This is a genomic window from Methylobacterium sp. D53M (assembly GCF_053345625.1).
This window is the reverse complement of record NZ_JBKFAL010000018.1, coordinates 102041-121859: the sequence shown is the minus strand read 5'-3', so window position 1 is coordinate 121859 and position 19819 is coordinate 102041. Positions and strand designations below refer to the sequence as shown.

At 66.7% G+C, this 19819-nt stretch carries 28 protein-coding genes, 1 tRNA gene and 2 pseudogenes; 21 read left to right on the top strand and 10 right to left on the bottom strand.

Translation table 11 applies throughout. The features are described from left to right. Positions 1-111: 111 nt before the first annotated feature. A pseudogene (locus ACLBYG_RS22705) lies at positions 112-224 on the bottom strand (LexA family protein); the annotation flags it as partial. A 1107-nt stretch (positions 225-1331) separates the two neighbouring features. Between ACLBYG_RS22705 and ACLBYG_RS22700 the strand changes: the two are divergent. The 7 genes and pseudogenes from ACLBYG_RS22700 to ACLBYG_RS22670 all read left to right on the top strand — a co-directional run bounded on the left by ACLBYG_RS22700 (position 1332) and on the right by ACLBYG_RS22670 (position 6533). Continuing rightward, positions 1332-1532 carry a nuclease gene (locus ACLBYG_RS22700; protein WP_447682996.1) on the top strand — a complete coding sequence of 67 codons (201 nt, stop codon included), beginning with the start codon at positions 1332-1334 and terminating at the stop codon, positions 1530-1532. A 572-nt stretch (positions 1533-2104) separates the two neighbouring features. Continuing rightward, positions 2105-2275: a hypothetical protein gene (locus ACLBYG_RS22695; protein WP_331298099.1), complete on the top strand. Its 171-nt coding sequence runs from the start codon at positions 2105-2107 to the stop codon at positions 2273-2275. Between the two features lie 92 nt (positions 2276-2367). Next, positions 2368-2559 (top strand): hypothetical protein, encoded by a 192-nt coding sequence (locus ACLBYG_RS22690; RefSeq protein WP_020095026.1) that lies wholly within the window; start codon positions 2368-2370, stop codon positions 2557-2559. 254 nt (positions 2560-2813) lie between these two features. Next, positions 2814-3397: pseudogene (locus ACLBYG_RS22685) on the top strand (IS3 family transposase); the annotation flags it as partial. Between the two features lie 261 nt (positions 3398-3658). After that, positions 3659-3940, top strand: a complete 282-nt coding sequence (locus ACLBYG_RS22680) for a hypothetical protein (RefSeq protein ID WP_447682995.1) — start codon at positions 3659-3661, stop codon at positions 3938-3940. 36 nt (positions 3941-3976) lie between these two features. Next, complete coding sequence (locus tag ACLBYG_RS22675) at positions 3977-5383, top strand: MATE family efflux transporter (protein ID WP_447682994.1); 1407 nt, start codon at positions 3977-3979, stop codon at positions 5381-5383. Positions 5384-5711: 328 nt separating this feature from the next. Then, positions 5712-6533 carry an oxidoreductase gene (locus ACLBYG_RS22670; RefSeq protein ID WP_427509048.1) on the top strand — a complete coding sequence of 274 codons (822 nt, stop codon included), beginning with the start codon at positions 5712-5714 and terminating at the stop codon, positions 6531-6533. A gap of 534 nt (positions 6534-7067) precedes the next feature. On the opposite strand, the gene ACLBYG_RS22665 is transcribed toward ACLBYG_RS22670, so the two are convergent. Beyond that, a tRNA-Pro gene (locus ACLBYG_RS22665) sits at positions 7068-7145 on the bottom strand. 526 nt (positions 7146-7671) lie between these two features. On the opposite strand from ACLBYG_RS22665, the gene ACLBYG_RS22660 reads away from it, so the two are divergent. The 12 genes from ACLBYG_RS22660 to ACLBYG_RS22605 all read left to right on the top strand — a co-directional run bounded on the left by ACLBYG_RS22660 (position 7672) and on the right by ACLBYG_RS22605 (position 14216). After that, positions 7672-8790 carry an RNA-guided endonuclease InsQ/TnpB family protein gene (locus ACLBYG_RS22660; protein ID WP_447682993.1) on the top strand — a complete coding sequence of 373 codons (1119 nt, stop codon included), beginning with the start codon at positions 7672-7674 and terminating at the stop codon, positions 8788-8790. 59 nt (positions 8791-8849) lie between these two features. After that, positions 8850-9032, top strand: coding sequence for a hypothetical protein (locus ACLBYG_RS22655; RefSeq protein ID WP_447682992.1), 183 nt, complete (start codon positions 8850-8852; stop codon positions 9030-9032). A gap of 37 nt (positions 9033-9069) precedes the next feature. Continuing rightward, complete coding sequence (locus ACLBYG_RS22650; protein WP_447682991.1) at positions 9070-10467, top strand: RtcB family protein; 1398 nt, start codon at positions 9070-9072, stop codon at positions 10465-10467. Positions 10468-10501: 34 nt separating this feature from the next. Further along, entirely contained in the window at positions 10502-11026 is a 525-nt protein-coding gene (locus tag ACLBYG_RS22645) for a hypothetical protein (protein ID WP_447682990.1), read from the top strand. Beyond that, the gene (locus ACLBYG_RS22640) at positions 11026-12213 is read left to right on the top strand and encodes an RNA-guided endonuclease InsQ/TnpB family protein (protein WP_447682989.1); all 1188 of its coding nucleotides are present in this window, start codon (positions 11026-11028) and stop codon (positions 12211-12213) included. The genes ACLBYG_RS22645 and ACLBYG_RS22640 overlap by 1 nt, the downstream gene beginning before the upstream one ends. Before the next feature lie 10 nt (positions 12214-12223). Next, entirely contained in the window at positions 12224-12508 is a 285-nt protein-coding gene (locus tag ACLBYG_RS22635) for a hypothetical protein (RefSeq protein ID WP_447682988.1), read from the top strand. 3 nt (positions 12509-12511) lie between these two features. After that, positions 12512-12757 carry a hypothetical protein gene (locus ACLBYG_RS22630; protein ID WP_447682987.1) on the top strand — a complete coding sequence of 82 codons (246 nt, stop codon included), beginning with the start codon at positions 12512-12514 and terminating at the stop codon, positions 12755-12757. A gap of 29 nt (positions 12758-12786) precedes the next feature. Beyond that, on the top strand, positions 12787-12963 hold the full coding sequence (locus ACLBYG_RS22625) for a hypothetical protein (protein ID WP_447682986.1): 177 nt from the start codon (positions 12787-12789) through the stop codon (positions 12961-12963). A gap of 1 nt (position 12964) precedes the next feature. Further along, positions 12965-13333 (top strand): hypothetical protein, encoded by a 369-nt coding sequence (locus tag ACLBYG_RS22620; protein WP_447682985.1) that lies wholly within the window; start codon positions 12965-12967, stop codon positions 13331-13333. Then, positions 13326-13499 carry a hypothetical protein gene (locus ACLBYG_RS22615; RefSeq protein ID WP_447682984.1) on the top strand — a complete coding sequence of 58 codons (174 nt, stop codon included), beginning with the start codon at positions 13326-13328 and terminating at the stop codon, positions 13497-13499. Before ACLBYG_RS22620 ends, ACLBYG_RS22615 begins: the two co-directional genes overlap by 8 nt. Before the next feature lie 260 nt (positions 13500-13759). Continuing rightward, on the top strand, positions 13760-13948 hold the full coding sequence (locus tag ACLBYG_RS22610) for a hypothetical protein (protein ID WP_447682983.1): 189 nt from the start codon (positions 13760-13762) through the stop codon (positions 13946-13948). Positions 13949-13958: 10 nt separating this feature from the next. Beyond that, positions 13959-14216, top strand: a complete 258-nt coding sequence (locus tag ACLBYG_RS22605) for a hypothetical protein (protein WP_447682982.1) — start codon at positions 13959-13961, stop codon at positions 14214-14216. On the opposite strand, the gene ACLBYG_RS22600 is transcribed toward ACLBYG_RS22605, so the two are convergent. Beyond that, positions 14213-14353, bottom strand: a complete 141-nt coding sequence (locus ACLBYG_RS22600; RefSeq protein ID WP_447682981.1) for a hypothetical protein — start codon at positions 14351-14353, stop codon at positions 14213-14215. The genes ACLBYG_RS22605 and ACLBYG_RS22600 overlap by 4 nt on opposite strands. A 67-nt stretch (positions 14354-14420) precedes the next feature. Continuing rightward, positions 14421-14741, bottom strand: a complete 321-nt coding sequence (locus ACLBYG_RS22595; RefSeq protein ID WP_447682980.1) for a hypothetical protein — start codon at positions 14739-14741, stop codon at positions 14421-14423. Between the two features lie 229 nt (positions 14742-14970). Between ACLBYG_RS22595 and ACLBYG_RS22590 the strand changes: the two genes are divergently transcribed. Together ACLBYG_RS22590 and ACLBYG_RS22585 are read left to right on the top strand one after the other, a co-directional pair. Next, positions 14971-15888: a hypothetical protein gene (locus ACLBYG_RS22590; RefSeq protein ID WP_447682979.1), complete on the top strand. Its 918-nt coding sequence runs from the start codon at positions 14971-14973 to the stop codon at positions 15886-15888. A gap of 169 nt (positions 15889-16057) precedes the next feature. Continuing rightward, positions 16058-16417 carry a helix-turn-helix domain-containing protein gene (locus ACLBYG_RS22585; protein WP_447682978.1) on the top strand — a complete coding sequence of 120 codons (360 nt, stop codon included), beginning with the start codon at positions 16058-16060 and terminating at the stop codon, positions 16415-16417. Here ACLBYG_RS22585 and ACLBYG_RS22580 read toward each other — a convergent pair. The 6 genes from ACLBYG_RS22580 to ACLBYG_RS22555 form a co-directional block, all read right to left on the bottom strand. Then, on the bottom strand, positions 16323-16730 hold the full coding sequence (locus ACLBYG_RS22580; RefSeq protein ID WP_447682977.1) for a dATP/dGTP diphosphohydrolase domain-containing protein: 408 nt from the start codon (positions 16728-16730) through the stop codon (positions 16323-16325). The genes ACLBYG_RS22585 and ACLBYG_RS22580 overlap by 95 nt on opposite strands. Then, on the bottom strand, positions 16727-18112 hold the full coding sequence (locus tag ACLBYG_RS22575) for a metallophosphoesterase (protein WP_447682976.1): 1386 nt from the start codon (positions 18110-18112) through the stop codon (positions 16727-16729). The genes ACLBYG_RS22580 and ACLBYG_RS22575 overlap by 4 nt, the downstream gene beginning before the upstream one ends. A 127-nt stretch (positions 18113-18239) precedes the next feature. Continuing rightward, on the bottom strand, positions 18240-18716 hold the full coding sequence (locus ACLBYG_RS22570) for a hypothetical protein (RefSeq protein ID WP_447682975.1): 477 nt from the start codon (positions 18714-18716) through the stop codon (positions 18240-18242). Further along, complete coding sequence (locus tag ACLBYG_RS22565; protein ID WP_447682974.1) at positions 18713-19024, bottom strand: hypothetical protein; 312 nt, start codon at positions 19022-19024, stop codon at positions 18713-18715. The genes ACLBYG_RS22570 and ACLBYG_RS22565 overlap by 4 nt, the downstream gene beginning before the upstream one ends. 119 nt (positions 19025-19143) lie before the next feature. Next, positions 19144-19368 (bottom strand): hypothetical protein, encoded by a 225-nt coding sequence (locus ACLBYG_RS22560; protein ID WP_447682973.1) that lies wholly within the window; start codon positions 19366-19368, stop codon positions 19144-19146. A gap of 19 nt (positions 19369-19387) precedes the next feature. Further along, positions 19388-19819, bottom strand: coding sequence for a hypothetical protein (locus ACLBYG_RS22555; RefSeq protein WP_447682972.1), 432 nt, complete (start codon positions 19817-19819; stop codon positions 19388-19390).

Here is a 19819-nt window from a genome sequence, read left to right as displayed (position 1 = left end):
CAAGCCGTCGCGAAGCCGGACGGTGCGCACCCTGTAAGTGCGCAACCGGCAGTTCGCTCACTTGCGTCGCGCAACGCGGGGTGCGCAACGCGAACTTGCTGGCGCCCTCCCTGACGAGCCCGCGCTACGCCGCAGGAAGGTGGCGGGTGGGTTCGGCACGCGCCAGCGGGGCAGTTCCAGCGCGCCTTCGAGGAACCGTCGGCCGCGGACAGGACGCCGGCGCAGGCCGGGAGCGGGGTGGCGAAGAAGGCCGAGAATCTGGCCAAGCGGATGCCGGACGCCGGATGCCGGGCGCAGCGGCGCAGAAGGTGGTGGCCGGCGGTGAGACCGGCGAGGCGGAGAGCGTCACGATTTCCGGACAGTGGGGTGCAGATCCCCGACGACGTCGCCGACAGCCTGCAGGGCTGATCGTTAGCTGCGCCCCTTGGCCGCGAACCCCCAGACCGGCCGTCTCGAGAACGGTCTCTTCGTCTCGCGATCGGCTTCGAGCCGGTCAACGCGAGGGCGATTCGAACGGCACCACCGTTGCCATAGGCTGAACGATTCCGGTCGTCGCTACACTGACCGGTCGACCAAATGTCTGTGCCCAACTCAACTGAATGACGCTGATTCTTTCTTGTCCGACAGATCGTCTACGAGATATCTCACTACGTCGACGTTTAGAGAAGCCGATCCAGCGCACGACCGGATGCGCGCACTTGTTGCGTGAACCAAGCGATTGCCCGATTTGATACCGAACGCGGGTCGAGCACTTGCACTTTTGTCTCACGATGCACATGGAATGCGGCTCCCTCCGGCAGCAGTGAGGGGCCACTGCAGAATTCAGCCGGACGAGCTGGATCTATATTTCCATACGCTGAGCCTCGATGTCGGCCAGATGATAATTCAGTAATAATTTACCCGTCGATGATGATATAACATTGTTCGATTGAGCTGGAATCGCGGCCAATGCGCGGGCCTGCAACTAAATAACGTCGCGTGGTGATACATTCGAGCGCGAATGGTGGTCTCGCACAGGCGAAATGCTCGACGGTCCCGCGACGAACTCTTTATTTCTGGAGCAGCGAGACGCCTGCTCAGATCAGTCACCCTCGGGGTGCACCGGGATGCGGACCGCCGTTGCTGCCCCCCTCGATAGCGCTGTCGCCGAGGGAACAGGCTGCGGGTGAGGTCAGGCTGACCGGTTTTCATCGCTGCGGGCTGATCCGAGCGTTTACCGATCGGCCGCGTTTCGGTCACCGACGGCGGCACCGGGTTGATCTGCGGGACCCGCATCCGCCGTCGGACTGGAAGCGTGCCGAGTGCGCCAGTGGCGTCGAGACCGGCCGGAAATGGAGAAGCCCGCGGCGCCTACGGCAGCGCTCACGCGGACTGTCTGCGCGATCGAGGGCGACATCCCGCGCGAGGCCGACGAGATCGACCAGCTTCCCGGAAGCAGGGACTACGACCGGACCGTGATCGACACGGGCTCCGGCGAGCGCTTACTCTGCCGCGAGATCGAGGCCGCGGGCTGGCGAATGGCGCGCGGGTGATGGACGCGCCCGTCCCTGAACTTCCCTCGACATCAACCGTTCCTGTGCCACAGCAATCGCAGGGACGACTTCATGACTCGCACGCTCGCGGCGCTCGCAGGAGCCTTGTCCATCGCCCTGGCCGCGCCGGTCTCAGCGCAAACGGTGACGGGCGGCGCGGGAAACACCGGGGTCGCCCCGCCGGCGACAACCGGAGGTGCCGGCCCGGGTGCCCGGGATCTCGGACCGAGCCCGGTCACCCGTGGAAATGAGGCCAACCCGAGCAACTCGTCGATCCCGGGCACGACGCCGGGCGTCAACATTGGCGGCACACCCACGGGTGGGCCGCCCGGCACTGGCGGCACATCGGGCGGCCCGTCCCTCGGTCCGTAAGTCCGCTCGGCCCCGCCCCGATCTGCTCACGGGGCGGGGGAGCGCCTGATCTCACCAGCGTGTGAGCCGAGCCGATACGCAACGCGGCCCAGCGGCAGGTTCGCGGCCCGCGGTTACCGGGCGGTATCCCATGCACCGAAAGCAAGTTTTAAGATTACCGTTCTATAAGTCTGACATCGCATTGCGTTCCGATGTTGACCATGACCCTCGCGCTGTTGGCCGTCCTGATTGCCGGGGCGCTGTGTCTCGGAATGATCTCCGCGTTCCTGCCGTTTCAGCGTCCGCGCGAGGAGATCGAGTTGGCAGAGTTCACCGACGACGAATTCTTCGACATCGGCGGCCCGATCATCGATATGCAGGCGACGCGCTAAGGGCGCTCGACACGGACTCGCCATTCATCGGTCGGCGGGGCATCGAGAGGCGCGCCACGGCGCGCCGGGCAGGTCAAAGCGAGAGGTGCTTCGTGGACCCCCAGCCATTCACCATCGACACCGAGGCCCAGGCTCAGACGTACCTGACCGATCTCCTCAACAATCCGAAGAACCGGTCGATGAGCGAGATCGCGAGGCACTGCGCCCTGCGGGTCCGCAACCCGAAGATCAAGGCGTTCTTTCTGACCGAGGGCGCGAAGATGCTCGCCGAGATGAAGGCCTAGGGGCGAGACAGGAAAGCTCCGACCGGCGAACCGGACGGCCCGTCCGGATTCGAGCCCCGGCGGGCGTGCAGCAGCAGCGAGAACGTCCCGCGCGACGGTGCCGACGGGGCTGAAGGCGGTAGCCTCGAGGGCATGCCGAGGCCCGGTCGACGCGTGGGCAGGCGGGACGGTTTAAGCCTCCGACGAGGACGGCGCCCGGCCTGCGTCCAGGCTGACCTGACCGGCCGCCTTCGGACCGAGCTGATCGAGAGGATCTGCCAGGACCGGAGGAGCCGGACAGGCGGCGCGGTCGGACGACGCGCGCGGAGCAGGTCGCGCCGAAGCTGCACCAGATCGAGGTGCAGACAGCCCGGGGCAAGAACTTGGCGCTTGCGTGCGCGGAAGCGGAGATCTCTGAGCAGAGTGCCTCACGCTGGCGCAAGGCGTGCGCCGGTCTCCGAGTCGATCAGGCTCGGAAAATGAAGGATCCGGAGCGCGAGAAGGCTCGGCTGCGGCGGCTCGTGGCCGATCTGACCTTGAAGAAGCAGATGTTGGCGGACGTGGCGGCCGGAGCCTCGTAGCATCCGAACGACGCCGCTAGGCGGTTGCAGACATCCAAGAGAGGTACGGTCTTTCGGAACGCCACGCCTGCCGGACCGTCGACCAGCACCGCGGCACGCGACGCGATGTGCCCTCCGTGTCGGCCGAAGAAGACGCGTTGACCCCTGCCATCATCACTCTGGCATCCGAGTGCGGGCGCTGCGGCAGCTGCCGTGTCACCGCACTGCTGCGAGCGGATTGCAGGCAAGCGGGCCAGGATCGGGTTCAGCGCATCGGGCGTCGCGAAAGGCTCGAGGTTCTGCAGAATCCCTTTGACCAGGGAGGGCGTGACGACCGCGCGTCGCGACGGCCGGGAGATCGGCGCTGACACAGGCAAAGCCCCGGGCTTCGAGGACCTCGCGTGGGCGCCGGGCCTCGCCGACCGCCGGCTCGGGATGCGCGGCCCGATTGTCCAAGAAAGCCTCGCTTGGCAGACGGGAAGGTCGTTGACGATAGATGACGATCATAATAAATTATGGGCGTCATATCAAACCGTCGAGGGCCCGCGGGGGAGCCGGCGATGGATGCGGACTGGTCATCGTACGCACCGGCCTGGCCGGCCCGGATTTCCGTGATCCTGAAGCCAGCCTTGGTCCAGGCCTCCGAGGTCGCGCCGGCCGCGGGGATGGTCGAGGGTAGCGGTGCCGAGATCGAGGGCCTTGGGCAGTTCGGAGGCCCCATCGTGACGATCGTCGACGCCAACATCCGGGTCTCGGATGGCCGGCCGGGGCTCCTTTTCAATACCCCCGAAGCCGGACGAGGGAACCCGACCTCCCGAGTCCGCTCCTCGGGCATCGCGTAGCCGGCCGCCGAAGCTGTCACGGACGAGGAAGCCCTCATGGACATCAGGACGCGCCGACTGCTGACGGCCCCTCTCCTGCCGACGCTGGCCCGGATGGCCGTGCCGAATGTCGCGGTCATGGTCGTCCAGACCTCCATCGGCCTGATCGAGACCTACTTCGTCGCCGAGCTCGGCACCGACGCCCTCGCCGGAATGGCGCTCGTCTTCCCGGTGGTCATGCTCGTCCAGATGCTGTCCGCGGGCGGCATGGGCGGCGGCATCCAGTCGGCGGTCTCGCGCACCCTGGGCGGCGGTCGGCAGGACGCGGCGGGTCTGCTCGCGTGGCACGCCGCCGCCATCGGCCTCGGCCTCGGTGTGGTGACCAGCCTGCTCGCCTTGACCCTGGGACCGCGCCTCTACGCGGCGATGGGCGGTACGGGTGCCTCGCTCCGGGCCGCGACGGCCTACGCGACCGTCGTGTTCGGCGCGGCGATCCTGATCTGGCTGTTCAACGCGCTGGCGGCGGTGATCCGCGGGACCGGCAACATGGCGCTCCCGGCCGGCGTCACCTGCGCCGGGGCCGTCCTGCTGATCCCGCTCTCGCCCGCGCTGATCTTCGGGTGGGGGCCGTTCCCCCGCCTCGGGGTCGTGGGCGGCGGTGTCGCCTTCGCCGCCTACTACGCCGTCGGCGCCACCCTCTTCGCCGCCTACATCTGGTCCGGCCGGGGTGTCCTGCGCCCGAGCCCTCGTCCGCCGAGGCTGACCTGGGCGCCGTCCCGCGAGATCCTGCGCGTCGGCCTGCTCTCCGGCATCGCCAGCATGACCTCCAACGTCACCGTCATCGCCGCGACCGGCTTCGTCGGGACGGCGGGACCGGCAGCGGTGGCGGGGTACGGGACCGGCGCGAGGCTTGAGTACCTGCTGGTCCCCCTGGTGTTCGGGCTCGGCTCGCCGATCGCCGCCCTCGTCGGGACCGCCCTCGGGGCCGGGATGCACGCACGCGCCCGTCGGGCCGCGCTGACCGGCGCCCTCGTGGCGGGTGTCCTGACGGAGGCCATCGGCCTCACGGCCGCCCTCCATCCTGCCGGGTGGCTCGGCCTGTTCGGGCACGATCCGGCGATGCTCGCCACCGGCTCGACCTACCTGCGCGTCGTCGGACCGTTCTACGGATTCTTCGGGGCCGGCCTCGCCCTCTACTTCGCAGCCCAGGGGGCCGGGCGTGTCGGCTGGCCGCTCGCCGCGAGCGTCCTTCGGATGGCCGTGGCCCTGGGGGGAGCCTGGATCGCGGCGAGGCTCGGGCTGGGCTTGGTCGGGATGTTCGTCGCCCTCTCGGCCGGCTTCTTCGCCATGGGCCTCGTCAACGCGGCCGCCTTCGCGACCGGCCGGATGTTCCTGGCGGAGCCCGCGCCGAGCACATCCCCTGTTCCGCCAAGCCTCACGGCGGCCGCCAATTCGGGACGCTAAGACGAGGCCTGCGACGCGGACGAGGCCGATGGGTGCCGGCGCCTCCGAGGCGAACGGCGTCCGCGTCCCGGGGCCGCGTCTCCTTCGGGATGACCGGGGCGCCCGCCTATCTCCAGGCGACGGTGCTGGGAGCACCCGAGGAGCAGTTCGGCAGGATCCTCGAACCGACCGGCCCGCGCTCGCGATCCATGACGGAGATCGCCGATGAATCCTCCGAGACCCTGGGCCGGATTGGCGAGGCCCTCGGATCTGGCTTGCTTTCAAAAATGATGATCATAATTTATATTGGGTCGCAGCGGGCAAGGTGCCGCGTGGATCGGAGGGCGATATGAGCAAGGGCAGCATCAAGACCGCGGTGGTCACAGGCGCCTCGTCCGGCATCGGGCTGGAAACGGCGAAGGCCCTTCAGGCTGCGGGCTACCGCGTATTCGGGACCAGCCGGAGGGCGTCTCCGGCCGTGGACGGCGGGATGGCCACCATCGTCTGTGACGTCACCGATGAGAGATCGGTCACTGAGATGGTCGAGACCGTCTTCGGCGAGACGGGGAGGATCGACCTCCTCGTGAACAACGCCGGCTTCGGCATCAGCGGCGCGGCCGAGGAATCGTCGGTCTCGCAGGCTCAGGCCATGTTCGACGTGAACCTGTTCGGCGTCATCCGGACGACCCGCGCCGTGCTTCCCCTGATGCGCGCGCAGAAGGGCGGCCGGATCGTCAACGTCAGCTCTGTCCAGGGCCTGATCCCGGCCCCCTACATGGCGCTCTACGGCGCCAGCAAGCACGCCGTCGAAGGCTACTCCGAGTCGCTGGACCACGAGGTTCGTGGGCAAGGGATCCGGATCGTGCTCGTCGAGCCCGCCTTCACCCGGACGGCCTTCGACCGGAACCTCGTGCGCCCCGACGCGCCGCTCGGCATCTACGAGGCGGAGCGCGCCGGTCGGGACCGGTTCCTGAGCGAGGTCATGAAGTCCGCCGATGCGCCCGAGGTCGTGGCGAAGGTCATCGTCGAAGCCGCCACCGCGACGAGCCCGAAGCGCCGTTACACGGCGGGCCCCAAGGCGAGGCAGGTCAGCCTGCTGCGCCGCTTCGTGCCGGCCACCGCCTTCGACAAGAGCTTCCGCAAGGAGATGCGCCTCCCGCAGGTCCCGTGATCACGAGTCCGGAGAGGTCGCGGATTCGGCGCGTGTCGGCGTGCAGGGGTTGAGATCGGCCGGGCGCCAGCGCCGTCGATCCTGACCCTCCGCGCCGCGTCGCGCGATGGCGAGTTTGGGCAGCGCGGAAGGGAGTTCTCATCAGGCACACTGACAGCACCCGCAGCTCCGCACCGCTTCGTCGACGTGTGGCGGAATGATCCGAGGTGGCCCAGGCAGGGCGGAGCCTGGACGGCCGCGCCTACCTGCGGGCGCTGAAAGTCGGGAAGGCGCGCCTCCGCCGCCGGCCGCGCTGCTGAGGATCCAAGTCGATCGCCTCGTCAGAGAACTCGGCGGCCTCGCGAAGCGCCGAGACGGTCGGTTTCGAGGCCGTGGGCTTCGGCGACCCGTCGCCGCCAGGAATGCACCGACCGAGAACAGACCGTGGGTGGCTCTGGTGGCCCGTAGTGCCCACGTGCACCGCGCGTTCCGCCTTTGCTCGCGGACTGACCAGCGATCGTTCCAGGACAGAGCCTTGTTGCCCAAAGGCTTGAATGGTCGGAGTGGCGGGATTCGAACCCACGACCCCTAGTCCCCCAGACTAGTGCGCTAACCGGGCTGCGCTACACTCCGACGCCCTCAAGAGGCTTGGCGCTCATAGCTTTCTGGTTTCGGGGACGCAACCCCCAATCCGGAACGAACCGCAACCAAAGGCGCCGAAGGGTCGGCCGTGTGACGCAGAGTCCCACGAAAGTCCCACGCGATGTTCGGCAGGCGTTCCAGGCCCAATCCCCCTCCCCTCCCGGATCTCTGGGTAAGGGGATCTAGGGGCTGCCGAGGGACGGAGGTTCGGGCGATCAGTCCGGCTTGGGCTTGGTGCGCTCGCGGGCGTCTAGGGCTTCATCCACCAGGATCCGCACGGCCTCGCCCCACGATGGGACCGGCCGCTGACTAGCCCGCCAATCCTCCACGCGCCGGACCCACCGAGGCGCAGCGACGATCTGTTTGCGCTCCGTGGCGGCCTCCCCGCTCGCGTCCTTCCGCGGTCTCGCCACGCGTTCAATTGTCCCGATCAGCCCTGCCATCGCCGCCTACTACCCCTTGCCTTCTGCTTCAATATACATATTATACACACATATCGAGGGCAAGGGACGCAGGCATGCCGATCCGTTCCTACAAGTACCGGATCCGACCGAACGCCCAGCAGGCGCGCTTGCTGGACGAGATGCTGCGGGACTTCTGCGCGCTCTACAACGCCGGGCTTCAGCAGCGGATCGAAGCGCACCGGAGGCGTGGCTTATCCCTTCGGTTTGTTCAGCAGTCGGCTGAGGTAAAGGCAATTCGAGCCGACGATCCTGAGGGGATTGGTCGGTGGTCGTTCACGGCGCTGGACCAGGTGCTTCGGCGGCTAGATCAGACCTATGCTTCGTTCTTCCGGCGCGGACACGGCTTCCCGAGGTTCCGCGCGTCGGCACGGTTTCATAGCGCAACGTTTCGGGTTGGCGACGGGCTAACGATCAAGCGAGATCGGCGCGTTGGCGTCGTCGGCATCCCAGGCGGGATGAAGGTCGTCTGGCACCGCAATCTGCCGTCAGACGCAAAGCCTGGCACCGCGATACTCACGCGCCAGCAGGGCAAGTGGTACGTCGTCTTCTCGGTGAATGCCGAGTTTGCCGAGCCCTGTGGCGCAGGGACGGTCGGGATTGATCTTGGGCTCAGCAGCCTGATCGCCACTAGCGACGGCGAAACGATCAAGGCGCCCCGCTTCGCCAGCAAGGCGCAAAAGGCTCAGCGGCGTCGCCAGCGAGCACTTGCGCGCTGCCAGCGCGGCAGCAGGCGGCGCCTGAAGGCCAAGGCGCGTCTTGCCGCTGGTTCAGCCCGGATCGCGCGTCAGCGTCGCGACCATCTGCATAAACTCTCGCGATCCTTGGTAGCGCGTTACCAGGGCATTGCCTTCGAAGACCTGAACATGACCGGGCTCAAGAAAGGGATCCTTGCTCGGTCCGTTCATGACGCGGCGTGGAGCACGCTCGTCCAACTCACAACGTACAAGGCTGAAAGTGCCGGTGCGTCTGTCGTGATGGTCGACCCGCGCGGCACGAGCCAAACATGTCCAGATTGTATGGCCATCAAGCGAAAGAAGCTGAGCGAGCGAAAACACATCTGCGAATGCGGGTGTACCCTAGATCGTGATATAGCTGCTGCCATGATAGTTCATCAGCGTGCATTCGGGCCGAGACACGGCCCTCAGTCGCCAAACCAGCGGGTTGCCGCATAGTTTGACTGAGAAGCCTGAGCTAAAAGCTTAGGAGTTGTCGCACAGATAGGAGAGAAGCGATGAGCGAGACGAAGCCCGACATCCGCGGCCATGAGACCGAGGCCAAGGCCCGCAAGGCGGCGATGAAGTGGTTCGCCTTCAGCAACGGCGCGAAGCCGGTCGAGGGCGTCCACTTCCACATCAAGCAGAACGAGTTCGGCGGCTGGAACTTCGAGAGCGGCCGGAAGCCGAAGGTCGCCTGACCCCGCCTAATCCCTCCCCGCACACAAGGAGAGAATGATGAGCGAGATCACGGGCCAGACCCTCGTCGGCTGGGGGCTCAAGCCGGGCAAGCACTTCGCCGAGGCCATCCGGGTCGCGAACATCATGCGGGCTGAAGGAGCGGCCGACGACACGATCATCATGGCAGTTCACGACCTCGTACCGGTGATGATCCCGATGCGTAGCGAGGGCCTGCCCTACGCGACGTTCCTCGACGTGGAGACCGATGCCGAGCGCGCCAACCTCGCGGGCGTGCAGAGGCACATGGATGCGCTGATGTGCGTCCCGACGATCAAGGCTGGCGCTGTGATGCCGGATGCCTGTCCGTCAGGCTCGGCCGAGGGGACCATCCCGGTCGGCGGCGCCGTGGCTTGCGAGGATGCGATCCACCCCGGCTTCCACTCGGCCGACATCTGTTGCTCCGTCGCAATCACGGTGCTGGCCGATGATGGCGACCCGAAGGCCCTGCTCGACGCTCTGCAGGCGGTGACGCACTTCGGGCCAGGCGGACGCAAGGACAAGATCGACCTCCCGCTGCGGCTCGCCCTCAGGCTCAGCCGCAACCCGTTCCTGTCGGACTTGATGGGCAAGGCGGCCGGTGATTTCGGCAGCCAGGGCGATGGCAACCACTTCGCCTATGTCGGGCGGCTGGCGTCGTCAGGCCGGCTCGCCATCGTCACGCACCACGGCTCCCGCGGGCTCGGCGCGCAGCTCTATAAGAAGGGCATGGCGCTCGCGAAGCGCTACACGGCGAGTATCGCGCCGGAGGTGCCGGGGCATAATGCCTGGATCAAGGCCGACAGCGGCGACGGGCAGGCATATTGGGAAGCCCTGCAACTCGTCCGAGAGTGGACCCGCGAGAGCCACTACGCCATCCACGATCTGGCGCTAGGCCGTTTTCAGTCCGAGGCTGCCGACCGCTTCTGGAACGAGCACAACTTCGTCTTCCAGCGCAGCGACGGGATGTTCTACCACGGTAAGGGCGCGACGCCCTCATGGTCCGGCTTCTCGGCTGACGATGATGGGCGGACGCTGATCCCCCTTAACATGGCTGAGCCGATCCTAATTACGGCGCACCGCGACCGGCAGGAGACGCTTGGCTTCGCCCCGCACGGCGCCGGCCGCAACCTGTCTCGCACGGCATACCTGCGCGGGAACGAGCCCGCGTGGCCGGAAGGGATCGACGCGCGCTTCTACTGCGGGACGCCGGACCTGTCCGAACTGCCGGGCGCCTACAAGAACGCCGCGTCGGTTCGCGCGCAGATCGCCAAGTACGACCTCGCCGAGGTGACTGACACCGTCGAGCCCTACGGCTGCATCATGGCCGGCGATTGGGAGGCAAATGCGCCCTGGCGGAAGAAGCGCGCCGCTGCTGCCGAGCCCCAGGCCGACAGCACGGAGACCTCCGATGCCTAACCCGCCTCCCCCGTCTCCCGCATCCCCCGCCAGCATGGAACTCCCGGAGGAGATCGAGAGGGCGATTGAGGATCTGATGCGTCAGTCCAGCGGCTGGTACTGCGCGCCTGAAGCGCTGGAAGTCGCACAGGCCAGGGAAGCCCTCACCGCCGCGATCCTCTCCCGGCTGAGAGAAGCAGAGGCTCGCCGAGAGGAAGCAGAACGATGGGCGGCTGGTTGGCACAGCATCGTTGAGGCGACTCTGACGATGATGAACCTCTCGCCCGCCCTTGGAGCTGTTGAGGCCGTTGGGGCTATCCAAGCCTGGATTGAGGACGAGGCTCGCGAGACGATCAAGCTTTCAGACATGGTCCGAAAGGGGGCCGATGCTCTCGTTCGCGCGGCTACTGCTGAGGGCGCCCGCGATATCGCCCTCGCCCGCGTGGAGGGGCTGGAGAGCGTCCTTCGTGAGGTCGTCCTTCGCAACCGCGCGGCATGGCCGGCAGAGACGCGCGCTGAGCGGATGGAAGATGCTGCCCGTTCCGCCCTTTCCGAAGCCCCGTCCCAAGGAGACCAGTGATGGCCGCGAGCCCTCTGGCAGTGGACGGCGGCAAGTCCACCCAGACCGTTATGGTCACGATCAAGGTACGGCTGCGCGACAAGCATTCGACGGAACTGCGTCGTCAGGCTCGCGCGGTTAATGTGGTTTGGAACTATGCCAATGAAATGCAGAAGAAAGCCGCGCAAGCTCGTCGAAGATGGCTTAGCTACCCAGATTTAGCCCGCCTGACGTCCGGGTCTAGCAAAGAACTGAACATCAACTCTCACACCATTCAGCGTATATGCAAGGCATATGACGATGCCCGAAACACGCAGAAGAAACCATGGCTACGCTGGCGATCTCGGAAGTCACTCGGATGGGTTCCCTTCAACACTAGCCACGTCCTGTTTGACGGCGGTGCCTTCGTGTTCCGTGGCGTCCGATATGAGGCGATGCACCTGCGTGACGTCCTGAAGCCGGGCATGCGGTTCGGTGCTGGGAGCTTCAACGCTGATGCCAAGGGGCATTGGTACTGCAACGTTCCGGTTGAGGTAGAATGCGCTGAGCCGCGGCCAGAGAACGCAGTCGGGATCGATCTCGGGCTGAATACGATGGCGACTCTTTCAAGTGGCGCTAAGATCGAGATGCCGCGGTTCTATCGCGAGAGCGAGAGAGCGCTGGCGACGGCGCAGCGGGCTCGGAAGACCAAGCGAGCACGGGCCATTCACGCCAAGGCGCGCAACCGGCGCAAAGATTTCCTGCACAAGGCCAGCGCGGCTTTGGCGCAAGAATACGGGACCATCATCGTCGGTGATGTGAGCCCGTCTAAGCTGGCCAAGACCACCATGGCGAAGTCGGTTTACGACGCCGGGTGGGCAGGCTTCAAGGCAATGCTGTCGTACAAAGCGATTACGCGAGGCGGCAGGTTCGTTGAAGTCTCAGAGGCCTACAGTTCCCAAGTCTGTTCGGCGTGCGGCTCGCTGCCCACGTCGCGGCCGAAAGGTATCGCAGATCTTGGAATAAGGCAGTGGGAGTGCAGCGACTGCGGAGCGGTTCATGACCGCGACGTGAATGCAGCGCTCAACATAGCCCGTGTTGGACTAAACACGCTGGTTGCAGGAGCCTCAAAGCACAAGACGGTGGCAACACCGCTTGCGCGGCGGGGAGTAGTCACCGCGAGACGGCCGGTTTCGTCTGAGACAAGGCTCGCGATCAAGGACGCATGAGGAGGAGAAGATGAGCGAGAAACCTGTCCCTGAGTTCTTGCGACAGACGATGGTCGACCGGGTCTCGAAGGCCATCGTCGCCCATCTGGCGGAAAATGGCCGATCGGTCTTCTGGGAGGAGCTGCCGCCGATCTGGCGCGAGATCTACCGCGATCTGGCCCGCGCCGTCATCTCAGCGATGCGCGAACCCAACCTCGCCATGCGCAGGGTCTGCTCGTTCCCAACCGCCGAAATCGTGTGGCCGGCGATGATCGACGCGGCTCTCTCCTCCCCTGCTCCCACCGAGGAGGGCTGAGGGATGGGCAAGCATCTTTCCGAGATCCCTGATGATCCTCCCGGCCGCGGCAAGACGGTTGGCGGATGCGTCTACTATGACTCGCCGCCGGCCGTGATTGAAGCCGCCTGCCGGGCTTACTTCCCGTGGTGGGATGACATGTTCGGCGACGAACAGGACGGCCATCGCAGCCGCATGAGGGCCGCTCTCCGCGCCGCGATCGACACAACGTGTTCTCCCGCCCTCACTCAGGCAGAAGGAGAGCGGTGATGGTTCGACCATACCACGCACCGAGCCGGATGAAGACGCCCTTGGGCTTCCGGCTGTGGATTGCCTTCGTGCTCGCCCTGAACCTAGCAATCCTGGGCGCCACGTTCTTCCTGATCTACCGGATCGTTGCCGATCCCGAGGGCGCGGGCCGCTTCGCCGGCCGGATCATCGGCGGGGCGATCAGCGGCGCGCAAGAGGGTAAGTAGCATGTCCTCCACCTCATCAGCGGGACGGGGCGGGAAGCTGACGGAGGCTCAGCGTCAAGCCGTTCGTCAGCAGACGATGGACACCGTGCTCTCGGCTCTGTTGGACGCGGCGGAGCGCAAGGCGACCGCGGAGCAAGCCGCCGGCCGATGGGATGGTCTAAAGCAGCTTCGCCTAGATGGCCTACGCATGATCTGCGCCGAAACGGAGGACTTCGACCTACGCCGCCTTTCCGACCTTTGCTACTGGAATGGCCTGCACGCCGAGTTCGCCTTAGTCGCTAAGGACGGCACGAAGTTCACCGACGTCGGCATGATCCCCGCCTCCACCCGCCAAGTCCTCACCGCCGTAGAGGAGACGAAGGATGCCTGAGAGAGCCCCGCAGGACCGCCGCTTCTTTTGTCCGCAGCCGATCCTTTCCATGCGGGTCGCCAAGCGCAAGGGCGAAAAGTGGAGCGCCTACAACCGGCGGTTTGAACGCTGGCAAGAGCGGTTTGGCCGCCTCCTAGCTCTGCGCACGAAGCTTGAGGATCTGTAGCGACCCCGCCCAGGATCACCGTCTGGCAGCGGGTTGAGAGAAGGGGAGAGAGATGCAAAAGAACCGAATTCCAGAGCGATGCCGAGGCTGCCGCCTCCTTCATACAGGCGGCCGGAAAGACGGCGTCTATGATCGCTGGTGCATCCATTTCAGCAATGCAGCGGCGAAGGTGCAAGCTCAGTGTATTCAATCAGATGCGCGTCAGGAGCGGGACTGATACCTCCCTTCCCCGCGCGATCCGCCCGCGGTAGCCTCAACCCATGCCTGACGACCACGACGCGATCTCCGAAGCCGCCGACGCCCTGATCGCAGCGGGGTACGACGTGAAGCCGTGGGGCGACGATCACGCCTTCTGGTTCGTGGACGGCAAGACGCTGACGGACAGCGATCTGCTCGCCCTCGCCGTGCGCCTCGGCCTCATGGACTCGACGACAGACAAGCTGCAGTAGACGGAGGGCCATGCCTTCCGAACCGATCGCGCCGGTCCGCGGCCGCCAGCTCGAAGCCCTCCGCGCCTGCCTCCTCTACCCGCAGGGTCTGCGACGTGGGGCCTATCCGAGCGCGATGCCGATCCTACGCAAACTCGGGCTCGTCGAGTCCCGCCCGGCGCCAGGTCCGGGCCGCCGTGTAGATGCGTGGTTCATCACCGAAGCCGGGCGGAAGCATTTGATTGAAATCGACGCCAGCAAGCCGGGCGCGCTGCGCAAGCGAGGCTAGGCGCGCTCGCCGTACCATTCTGCGAGGCGCTGGATCGCCCAGAAGTCGCAGACGCCGTCGCCTTCGACGGGCACGGTGAAGACGCCACGGGGCCCCTTCCACCACTCGGCCGTGTTCAGCGGCCCGAGTCCCTGCAATGGCTCGCAGCCCCAAGACCGAAGCTTACGCTCCCACTGATGTCGCTGTAGGAACGGCTCGATCATGTCAGGCGCAGAGCGCGGCGTACTCCACGTGGTGAGGAAGGTCTCTCGGCTTCGGATCGACGACACCGCAGCGCTCAAGCTCAGGGCGCAATTCGCCGAGCTGAGTGGTGATGATCTGCTCGCCGAGCTGGGCAGAGAGGATGCCCTCAAGCGCCGGCTGGACGTCGGCCAGCACCGCGTCGGCATCAGGATGAGACAGTACGAAGCCCGGCACGTCCTCGCACCAAGCGCGCACGCCCCCGTCGACGCGGCGTTCGAAAAACACCACGATCTTGAAGGACCGTGAGGGGCGCCCGGCTGCCATCTCGATCACGTTGCTCATGGTGGATGATATCGCGCTGATTGTGCCGGGGGCAAGTTACAAACGCATGTAGCGGCCAAGCTCGGCCGCTGTGTCGCGTCGGGACCGGGCAAAAAGAAACCCGCAACGGCAAGCCGGGCGGGCGGGTAGAACGACAGCGACAGCGGGCACAACCTATGTTATAGATCCGGAAGGCACCTCTGGATATGGTTGAGGTTTCCGGCCCGGCATGGGCTTCCCGGGACCGGCCATGCCGCAGCACGCCAGACCGCCTTTGAACCTTCCGTTCGACCCGGAGGCCTATTTCGCCAATCTGGAGGCGAAGCGGGATGCCTTCATGGACAGCCGCGACGAGATCGACACGGTCATCGTCGGATCGTCCCACGGCGAGTACGGCTTCGATCCCGATCACCTCGACGGAAGCTTCAACCTCTGCACAGCCAGTCAGGACATTCGGCAGAGCGCGTCGATGTATGCGTGGGCGGCGCGTCGGAGCCGTCGATTGCGCCGCGTCATCGTTTTTTACTCGCTGTTTTCCTACGGCTTCGACTGCTCCCGCAGCTCGGATCACGCGCGATGCGTCTTCCTGCGCCGGGCGTTCGGTGTTCGGTGGGATGAGGATCAGGACGACCTGCTCTGGTCGATAGACCTGAACGCCCGCTGGCCGCATCAGTCCCTAGCGCCGCCGGCCGTGCTCGACCGTGGCTTCATCCGATCGAACGCCCGCGACTTCTTCTCGGAAGCCCCCGATGCGCTGGCACGCCGCGTCTCGCGGCACGTCGCCATGAGCGAGGCTCAGCACCAGCGGGCCGACCAGCTCCCGCATCTCGCGGCCATCATCGCCCTCGCGAAGCGCCGAGGGGACGAGGTCGTGGTCGTCGTCCCGCCCATGCGCTCGGACTACCTAGCTGCGCTGCCGCACGGCGCGCCACTGTTCGACAAGCTCCGTGCTCTGTGCGCCCGGGGCCGGGTTGCGCTCGTCGAGGCCTTCGCCGACCCCGCCTTCGCCTGGGAGGACTTCGGGGATCCGGATCACCTCTACCCGGCCGGAGAGGGGCCACGAAAGCTCGCCGGTCTGGTCCGAGGCTGCTTGGCTAGCCGCCGGCCAGCGCGCGTCGGCTACGTCCGGGCGCTGAACCATCTGCGAGAGGCTGCCGGACTGGCATAGCGTAGGTTCGGGACTGGGCACGAAAAAACCGCCGCGGCCGGTGCCGGGCGGTTGGGCAGAGAGAAGATTGTGAGAGGCGGTTACAGCTATCCCGGCTCGGTGATCGTGAACGGGATCGCGGTCTCCGGCCGGGTGATCGGCCAGGAGCGCAACGCAAAATGGCCCGACCATGCCGGGCGGCATGGTCGGGCCTGTCTATTCACAACGACGGATATTCGCAGCGGGGGCGCGCGCCCGGTCCGGCCTCTCTCAAGGCGATGTCGCGAAGGCCATGGGCACGTCCCAGGCCGGGGTTTCCCGATGGGAGAGGGGCGGCGAGCGCCCCTCGACCGTCTCCATCGAGAAGTTCGCGGCCGCGACAGGCGCGCGCCTCGAGGTCCGGCTCATACCCCAGGATGCGCCGGAGACCGTCGCGGCAGTCGCGGCCAAGCCGATCAAGCGGGGCGCGAATTCACGACGGGAAACGACGCCGCGTCGTACGCGCGCAGGATCCGGACGGTCTCGGGAGACTTCCGTCGAGTGTCGATGAAGGTCCCGGCGTCGATCGCGTCGAGCAGGATCCCGCAGCACGCCCGGATGTGGGCGAGGTGGCTGACCCCGCTCTCGGGATCGACGTCCTCGCCCGCGAGCCAGAGCCTCATGTGGCGGTCGATCGCGCCGTGATAGGTGTCCGAGTCGATCGGCGCGGATCGCCAGTTGAAGCGGCCGTAGGCCTTCGCCGGACAGTCCGCGCCGAGGCCATAGACCGCCGCCTCCTGGACGAGGGCGACGATCGGGATCAGCTCCATCGGCAGCTTCTTCAGCCCGTGGGCCCGCTTCGGGTTCTCGACGGTCACGCTCACGCTGCCACCTTCATCTCGATCTGCTGCGGGGCGCGGATGTTCACGCGATGCCGGCACACCTCGCCGTCCTCCCGATGGAAGGTCACCGCGTTGACCGCTCGACCGGAGCGATATCCGCCGGCCGCCGCATAGGCGTCCTTGGCCGCCGGCGACGTGAAGCTCTCCACCCGAACGGGGCCGACTTCCTTGGCGGTCTCGTGGTGGATGTGGCCGAAGAAGAAGTGCCGATGATCGGTCTCGCCCCAGTCCCGGGCCCGGTCGGTGGCCAGCATCATCGCCATGCGGTCGGGCTTCATGGTGTGGCCGTGAGAGGCGCCTAACAGGCAGCGGCCGAAGCGGCGGAACCAGTGGATCCCGGCGCCAGGCGCGACCTTGATCCGCGGATGCTCCTCGAAGTGCAGCTCCAGCGCCACCGCCAGCGTGAGGGCGGCATCCTCGTCGTGGTTCCCCGGCAGGAAGGCGACCTCGACGTTCTCGTGACGCTCGGCCACGGCCCGGGACAGCCCGATCGCCACCCGGGCCCCGACGCCGTAGACCTTGCGCCAGCGGCCGTCGACGTCGAGCGCGTGGCCGCTGCGCGGCGTGGCGTTCTTCTGGTCGTTCTGGTGGAAGAAATCGCCGAGGAAGAGCAGCACCGCGTTCTTGGACGGAGGCGCCATCATCATCAGGCGCCCGACCTCCCGCCGGATCATCTCCGAGGCGATGCGCAGGTCGTAGTCCTCGCCGCACTCGGCCCCGTGCGCCATCATGCCTAGGTGGAGGTCGCTGACGACATAGACCGTGAGCAGATCCTCGTCGCGGTCCGCCTCCGGCAGGGCGATGCCGGCCGAGCCACGGGCATCGAGCATGGCCTCGCGAAGGGACTGGGCGAGGAGGGTCGGGTCGCAGCCGGCCTCACGGGTCTTCACCCACTCGAATGCGACGCGGCCCTCCGCATCCCGCAACTGGCTGACACCCTTCACGACGTGGCCGGCCGGGATCTCGCCCTTTGGTCCCGGCGCTTTCGTCTGGGTGACGTACTGGGCCGAGACAGCCCCGCCCTTGTCGAAGCGCGTCGTCGTGCGCTTGACCGCGAAGCCGGCCAGCACCGGCTCGAAGCCCGCCTCGCCGCGCTCGGCCGCGATCTTATCGCCGGCCGCCCAGTCGGGCTGGAGACCGAAGCGCCGGAAATGCGAGCCGGGCTGCTCCGGCGTTCCGATCCGGTCGGCGAGCGAGCGACGGTCAACGCCAAGGCGGCCGGCCGCCACGCGCACGGCACCGGGATTGGCGGTATCACCCGGGACGGGGCGGGCCGGGCGGCCCTCCCGAATACACTGGGTGACGGTCTCGACCTCGCGGCGCGCCTCATCGAGGCCAGCGACCGCCTTGCGGGCAGCGTGCATGGGGGATCTCGTGCTGAAGCGCGGGCCTGGGGGCACATCGCGCAGAAAGGACGGTCGCGGAGCGTTCCCGCAATCTCGTCTGGGCATCCCTCCGATCCGGCAGGAAGTGCGGGATCGGGCTCAGTGCCTACGGCAGGCCCGGTGCCGTGACCGGCGGCCAATGCAGCGGCACGCGCCACAGGCCAAAGGGCCCGGCATAGTAGGCGGTCAGTTCGAACCGCACTGACACCGTGTCCGGCAGGCGCTCCGCCAGGTCGACGCACCACCGCTTGCGGTACGGGCCCATCTTTGGGGCGGCAGCCGTCTGCCAGGGCAGGCCGTCGACGTACCCGTAGGGCGAGACCACGAGGCGCCCGCGCCCCTCGACGTACAGGAAGACGTCGAGATCGTCGGTCGCCGCCTCCTTCACCTTCGTGCTGGTGTAGTCCCAACAGAGGCTGTCGTGCGTCCGGACGACATCGCGCACGGCCATGTCGACATGGACCGGGAACAGGTGGCCATGCACGTGCGGGCCAGCTGCGACACACAGCAACGTGAGGCCGTAGAAGGCTGTCACCGGCCAGTATGCCCGCCAGAACAGGCGCGAGAGCACGGTGGGCATCATCCCGCCCCTCCGCTCCGCTTGAGCCCCAGCACGTAGTTGCGCACCACGTGCTCGACTTCCTTGATCTCCTTGGTGAGGTCGTCTTTCAGCTCACGTAGCGTGGTCATCCGAACATAGTCGCGGGCGGCCTCGAGCTTGAACTCGGTCAGGGCCTTCTCGGTGTCCTCGGTCCTTCGTTTGGCTTCCGCGACCTGTTTCTCCGCGTCGCTGACGCGACCCTTCAGGCCGATGTAGCTCGCGAACCCGCCCAGGAAGGCGAGGATCAGCGTGATGAGGTTGCCGAACCCCATCTCCTTGAGCAGGTCCATGGACTTGGATCCTGGCGCAGCCCGCAACGGCGGGCGCGCCGGGGCGCTTGAAGCTGGCGCCGACGAGAGAGGATGCGTCACCGATAGGCCTCGGGCGGCCGGCGAGCGCAGGGGCACGGTCAGGGCTTGGCGAAGTCGCGGCGCACGGCGTCGATCCAAGCGAGTGCGCGGAGCCCGCAGGCCGTCTTGGCGCGATCCAGAACTTTGGCACGCCCGATGATGCGCACGACGTCGGCCGTGGTCAGATCACGGTCGGGGATCTCCGGAAACGACCGCTTCAGGCACGTGGCCACGTCTGCGGGCGGCTCTGGCAGCGTCACGCGGATCTCGGTCGGCGCGCGCACGTCGAGCGCCGGGACCGGGTCAGAGTGAACGCAGGCGGCGAGCGAGATCGTGAGGAACGGCAGGGCGAGCCCCGCGCGGATCACGGGAGAGCGCATCGGTCAGATCCTTCAGTTTGGCGTTGTCGGCTTGTGCGTCGGCCAGATCGCGCGTGGCCTGTTCGGCCAGAGCCTTGGTCAGGGCCTCAGCCTTCGCGGCGCGCTCGCGCTCGGCCTTCACATTGGTTGCGGCGACCACCTTGAAGGCATCGTGCGCCCCCTTGGCCTCGGCCGCCTGCCAGAGCGAGGCGCCGACGATGAGGAGTGCCCCGACACCGATCAGCGGCATCTTCAGCCGCTCGGGTACGAACATCGCGCCGGCGAAGGCGACGACGATGCAGGCGATGCCGCACACCCCGACGATGGACGCGAGCGGCGAGAACGCCGCCCACGCCTGGAACAGGAAAGCGGTCAT

Bases quoted from the DNA above. Each gene is read 5' to 3' on its own strand.
- ACLBYG_RS22700 (WP_447682996.1), top strand. From the start codon at position 1,332: ATGGAGAAGCCCGCGGCGCCTACGGCAGCGCTCACGCGGACTGTCTGC.
- ACLBYG_RS22695 (WP_331298099.1), top strand. From the start codon at position 2,105: ATGACCCTCGCGCTGTTGGCCGTCCTGATTGCCGGGGCGCTGTGTCTC.
- ACLBYG_RS22680 (WP_447682995.1), top strand. From the start codon at position 3,659: ATGGATGCGGACTGGTCATCGTACGCACCGGCCTGGCCGGCCCGGATT.
- ACLBYG_RS22675 (WP_447682994.1), top strand. From the start codon at position 3,977: ATGGACATCAGGACGCGCCGACTGCTGACGGCCCCTCTCCTGCCGACG.
- ACLBYG_RS22670 (WP_427509048.1), top strand. From the start codon at position 5,712: ATGAGCAAGGGCAGCATCAAGACCGCGGTGGTCACAGGCGCCTCGTCC.
- ACLBYG_RS22660 (WP_447682993.1), top strand. From the start codon at position 7,672: ATGCCGATCCGTTCCTACAAGTACCGGATCCGACCGAACGCCCAGCAG.
- ACLBYG_RS22655 (WP_447682992.1), top strand. From the start codon at position 8,850: ATGAGCGAGACGAAGCCCGACATCCGCGGCCATGAGACCGAGGCCAAG.
- ACLBYG_RS22650 (WP_447682991.1), top strand. From the start codon at position 9,070: ATGAGCGAGATCACGGGCCAGACCCTCGTCGGCTGGGGGCTCAAGCCG.
- ACLBYG_RS22645 (WP_447682990.1), top strand. From the start codon at position 10,502: ATGGAACTCCCGGAGGAGATCGAGAGGGCGATTGAGGATCTGATGCGT.
- ACLBYG_RS22640 (WP_447682989.1), top strand. From the start codon at position 11,026: ATGGCCGCGAGCCCTCTGGCAGTGGACGGCGGCAAGTCCACCCAGACC.
- ACLBYG_RS22635 (WP_447682988.1), top strand. From the start codon at position 12,224: ATGAGCGAGAAACCTGTCCCTGAGTTCTTGCGACAGACGATGGTCGAC.
- ACLBYG_RS22630 (WP_447682987.1), top strand. From the start codon at position 12,512: ATGGGCAAGCATCTTTCCGAGATCCCTGATGATCCTCCCGGCCGCGGC.
- ACLBYG_RS22625 (WP_447682986.1), top strand. From the start codon at position 12,787: ATGAAGACGCCCTTGGGCTTCCGGCTGTGGATTGCCTTCGTGCTCGCC.
- ACLBYG_RS22620 (WP_447682985.1), top strand. From the start codon at position 12,965: ATGTCCTCCACCTCATCAGCGGGACGGGGCGGGAAGCTGACGGAGGCT.
- ACLBYG_RS22615 (WP_447682984.1), top strand. From the start codon at position 13,326: ATGCCTGAGAGAGCCCCGCAGGACCGCCGCTTCTTTTGTCCGCAGCCG.
- ACLBYG_RS22610 (WP_447682983.1), top strand. From the start codon at position 13,760: ATGCCTGACGACCACGACGCGATCTCCGAAGCCGCCGACGCCCTGATC.
- ACLBYG_RS22605 (WP_447682982.1), top strand. From the start codon at position 13,959: ATGCCTTCCGAACCGATCGCGCCGGTCCGCGGCCGCCAGCTCGAAGCC.
- ACLBYG_RS22595 (WP_447682980.1), bottom strand. From the start codon at position 14,741: ATGAGCAACGTGATCGAGATGGCAGCCGGGCGCCCCTCACGGTCCTTC.
- ACLBYG_RS22590 (WP_447682979.1), top strand. From the start codon at position 14,971: ATGCCGCAGCACGCCAGACCGCCTTTGAACCTTCCGTTCGACCCGGAG.
- ACLBYG_RS22585 (WP_447682978.1), top strand. From the start codon at position 16,058: ATGCCGGGCGGCATGGTCGGGCCTGTCTATTCACAACGACGGATATTC.
- ACLBYG_RS22575 (WP_447682976.1), bottom strand. From the start codon at position 18,112: ATGCACGCTGCCCGCAAGGCGGTCGCTGGCCTCGATGAGGCGCGCCGC.
- ACLBYG_RS22570 (WP_447682975.1), bottom strand. From the start codon at position 18,716: ATGATGCCCACCGTGCTCTCGCGCCTGTTCTGGCGGGCATACTGGCCG.
- ACLBYG_RS22565 (WP_447682974.1), bottom strand. From the start codon at position 19,024: ATGGACCTGCTCAAGGAGATGGGGTTCGGCAACCTCATCACGCTGATC.
- ACLBYG_RS22555 (WP_447682972.1), bottom strand. From the start codon at position 19,819: ATGACCGCTTTCCTGTTCCAGGCGTGGGCGGCGTTCTCGCCGCTCGCG.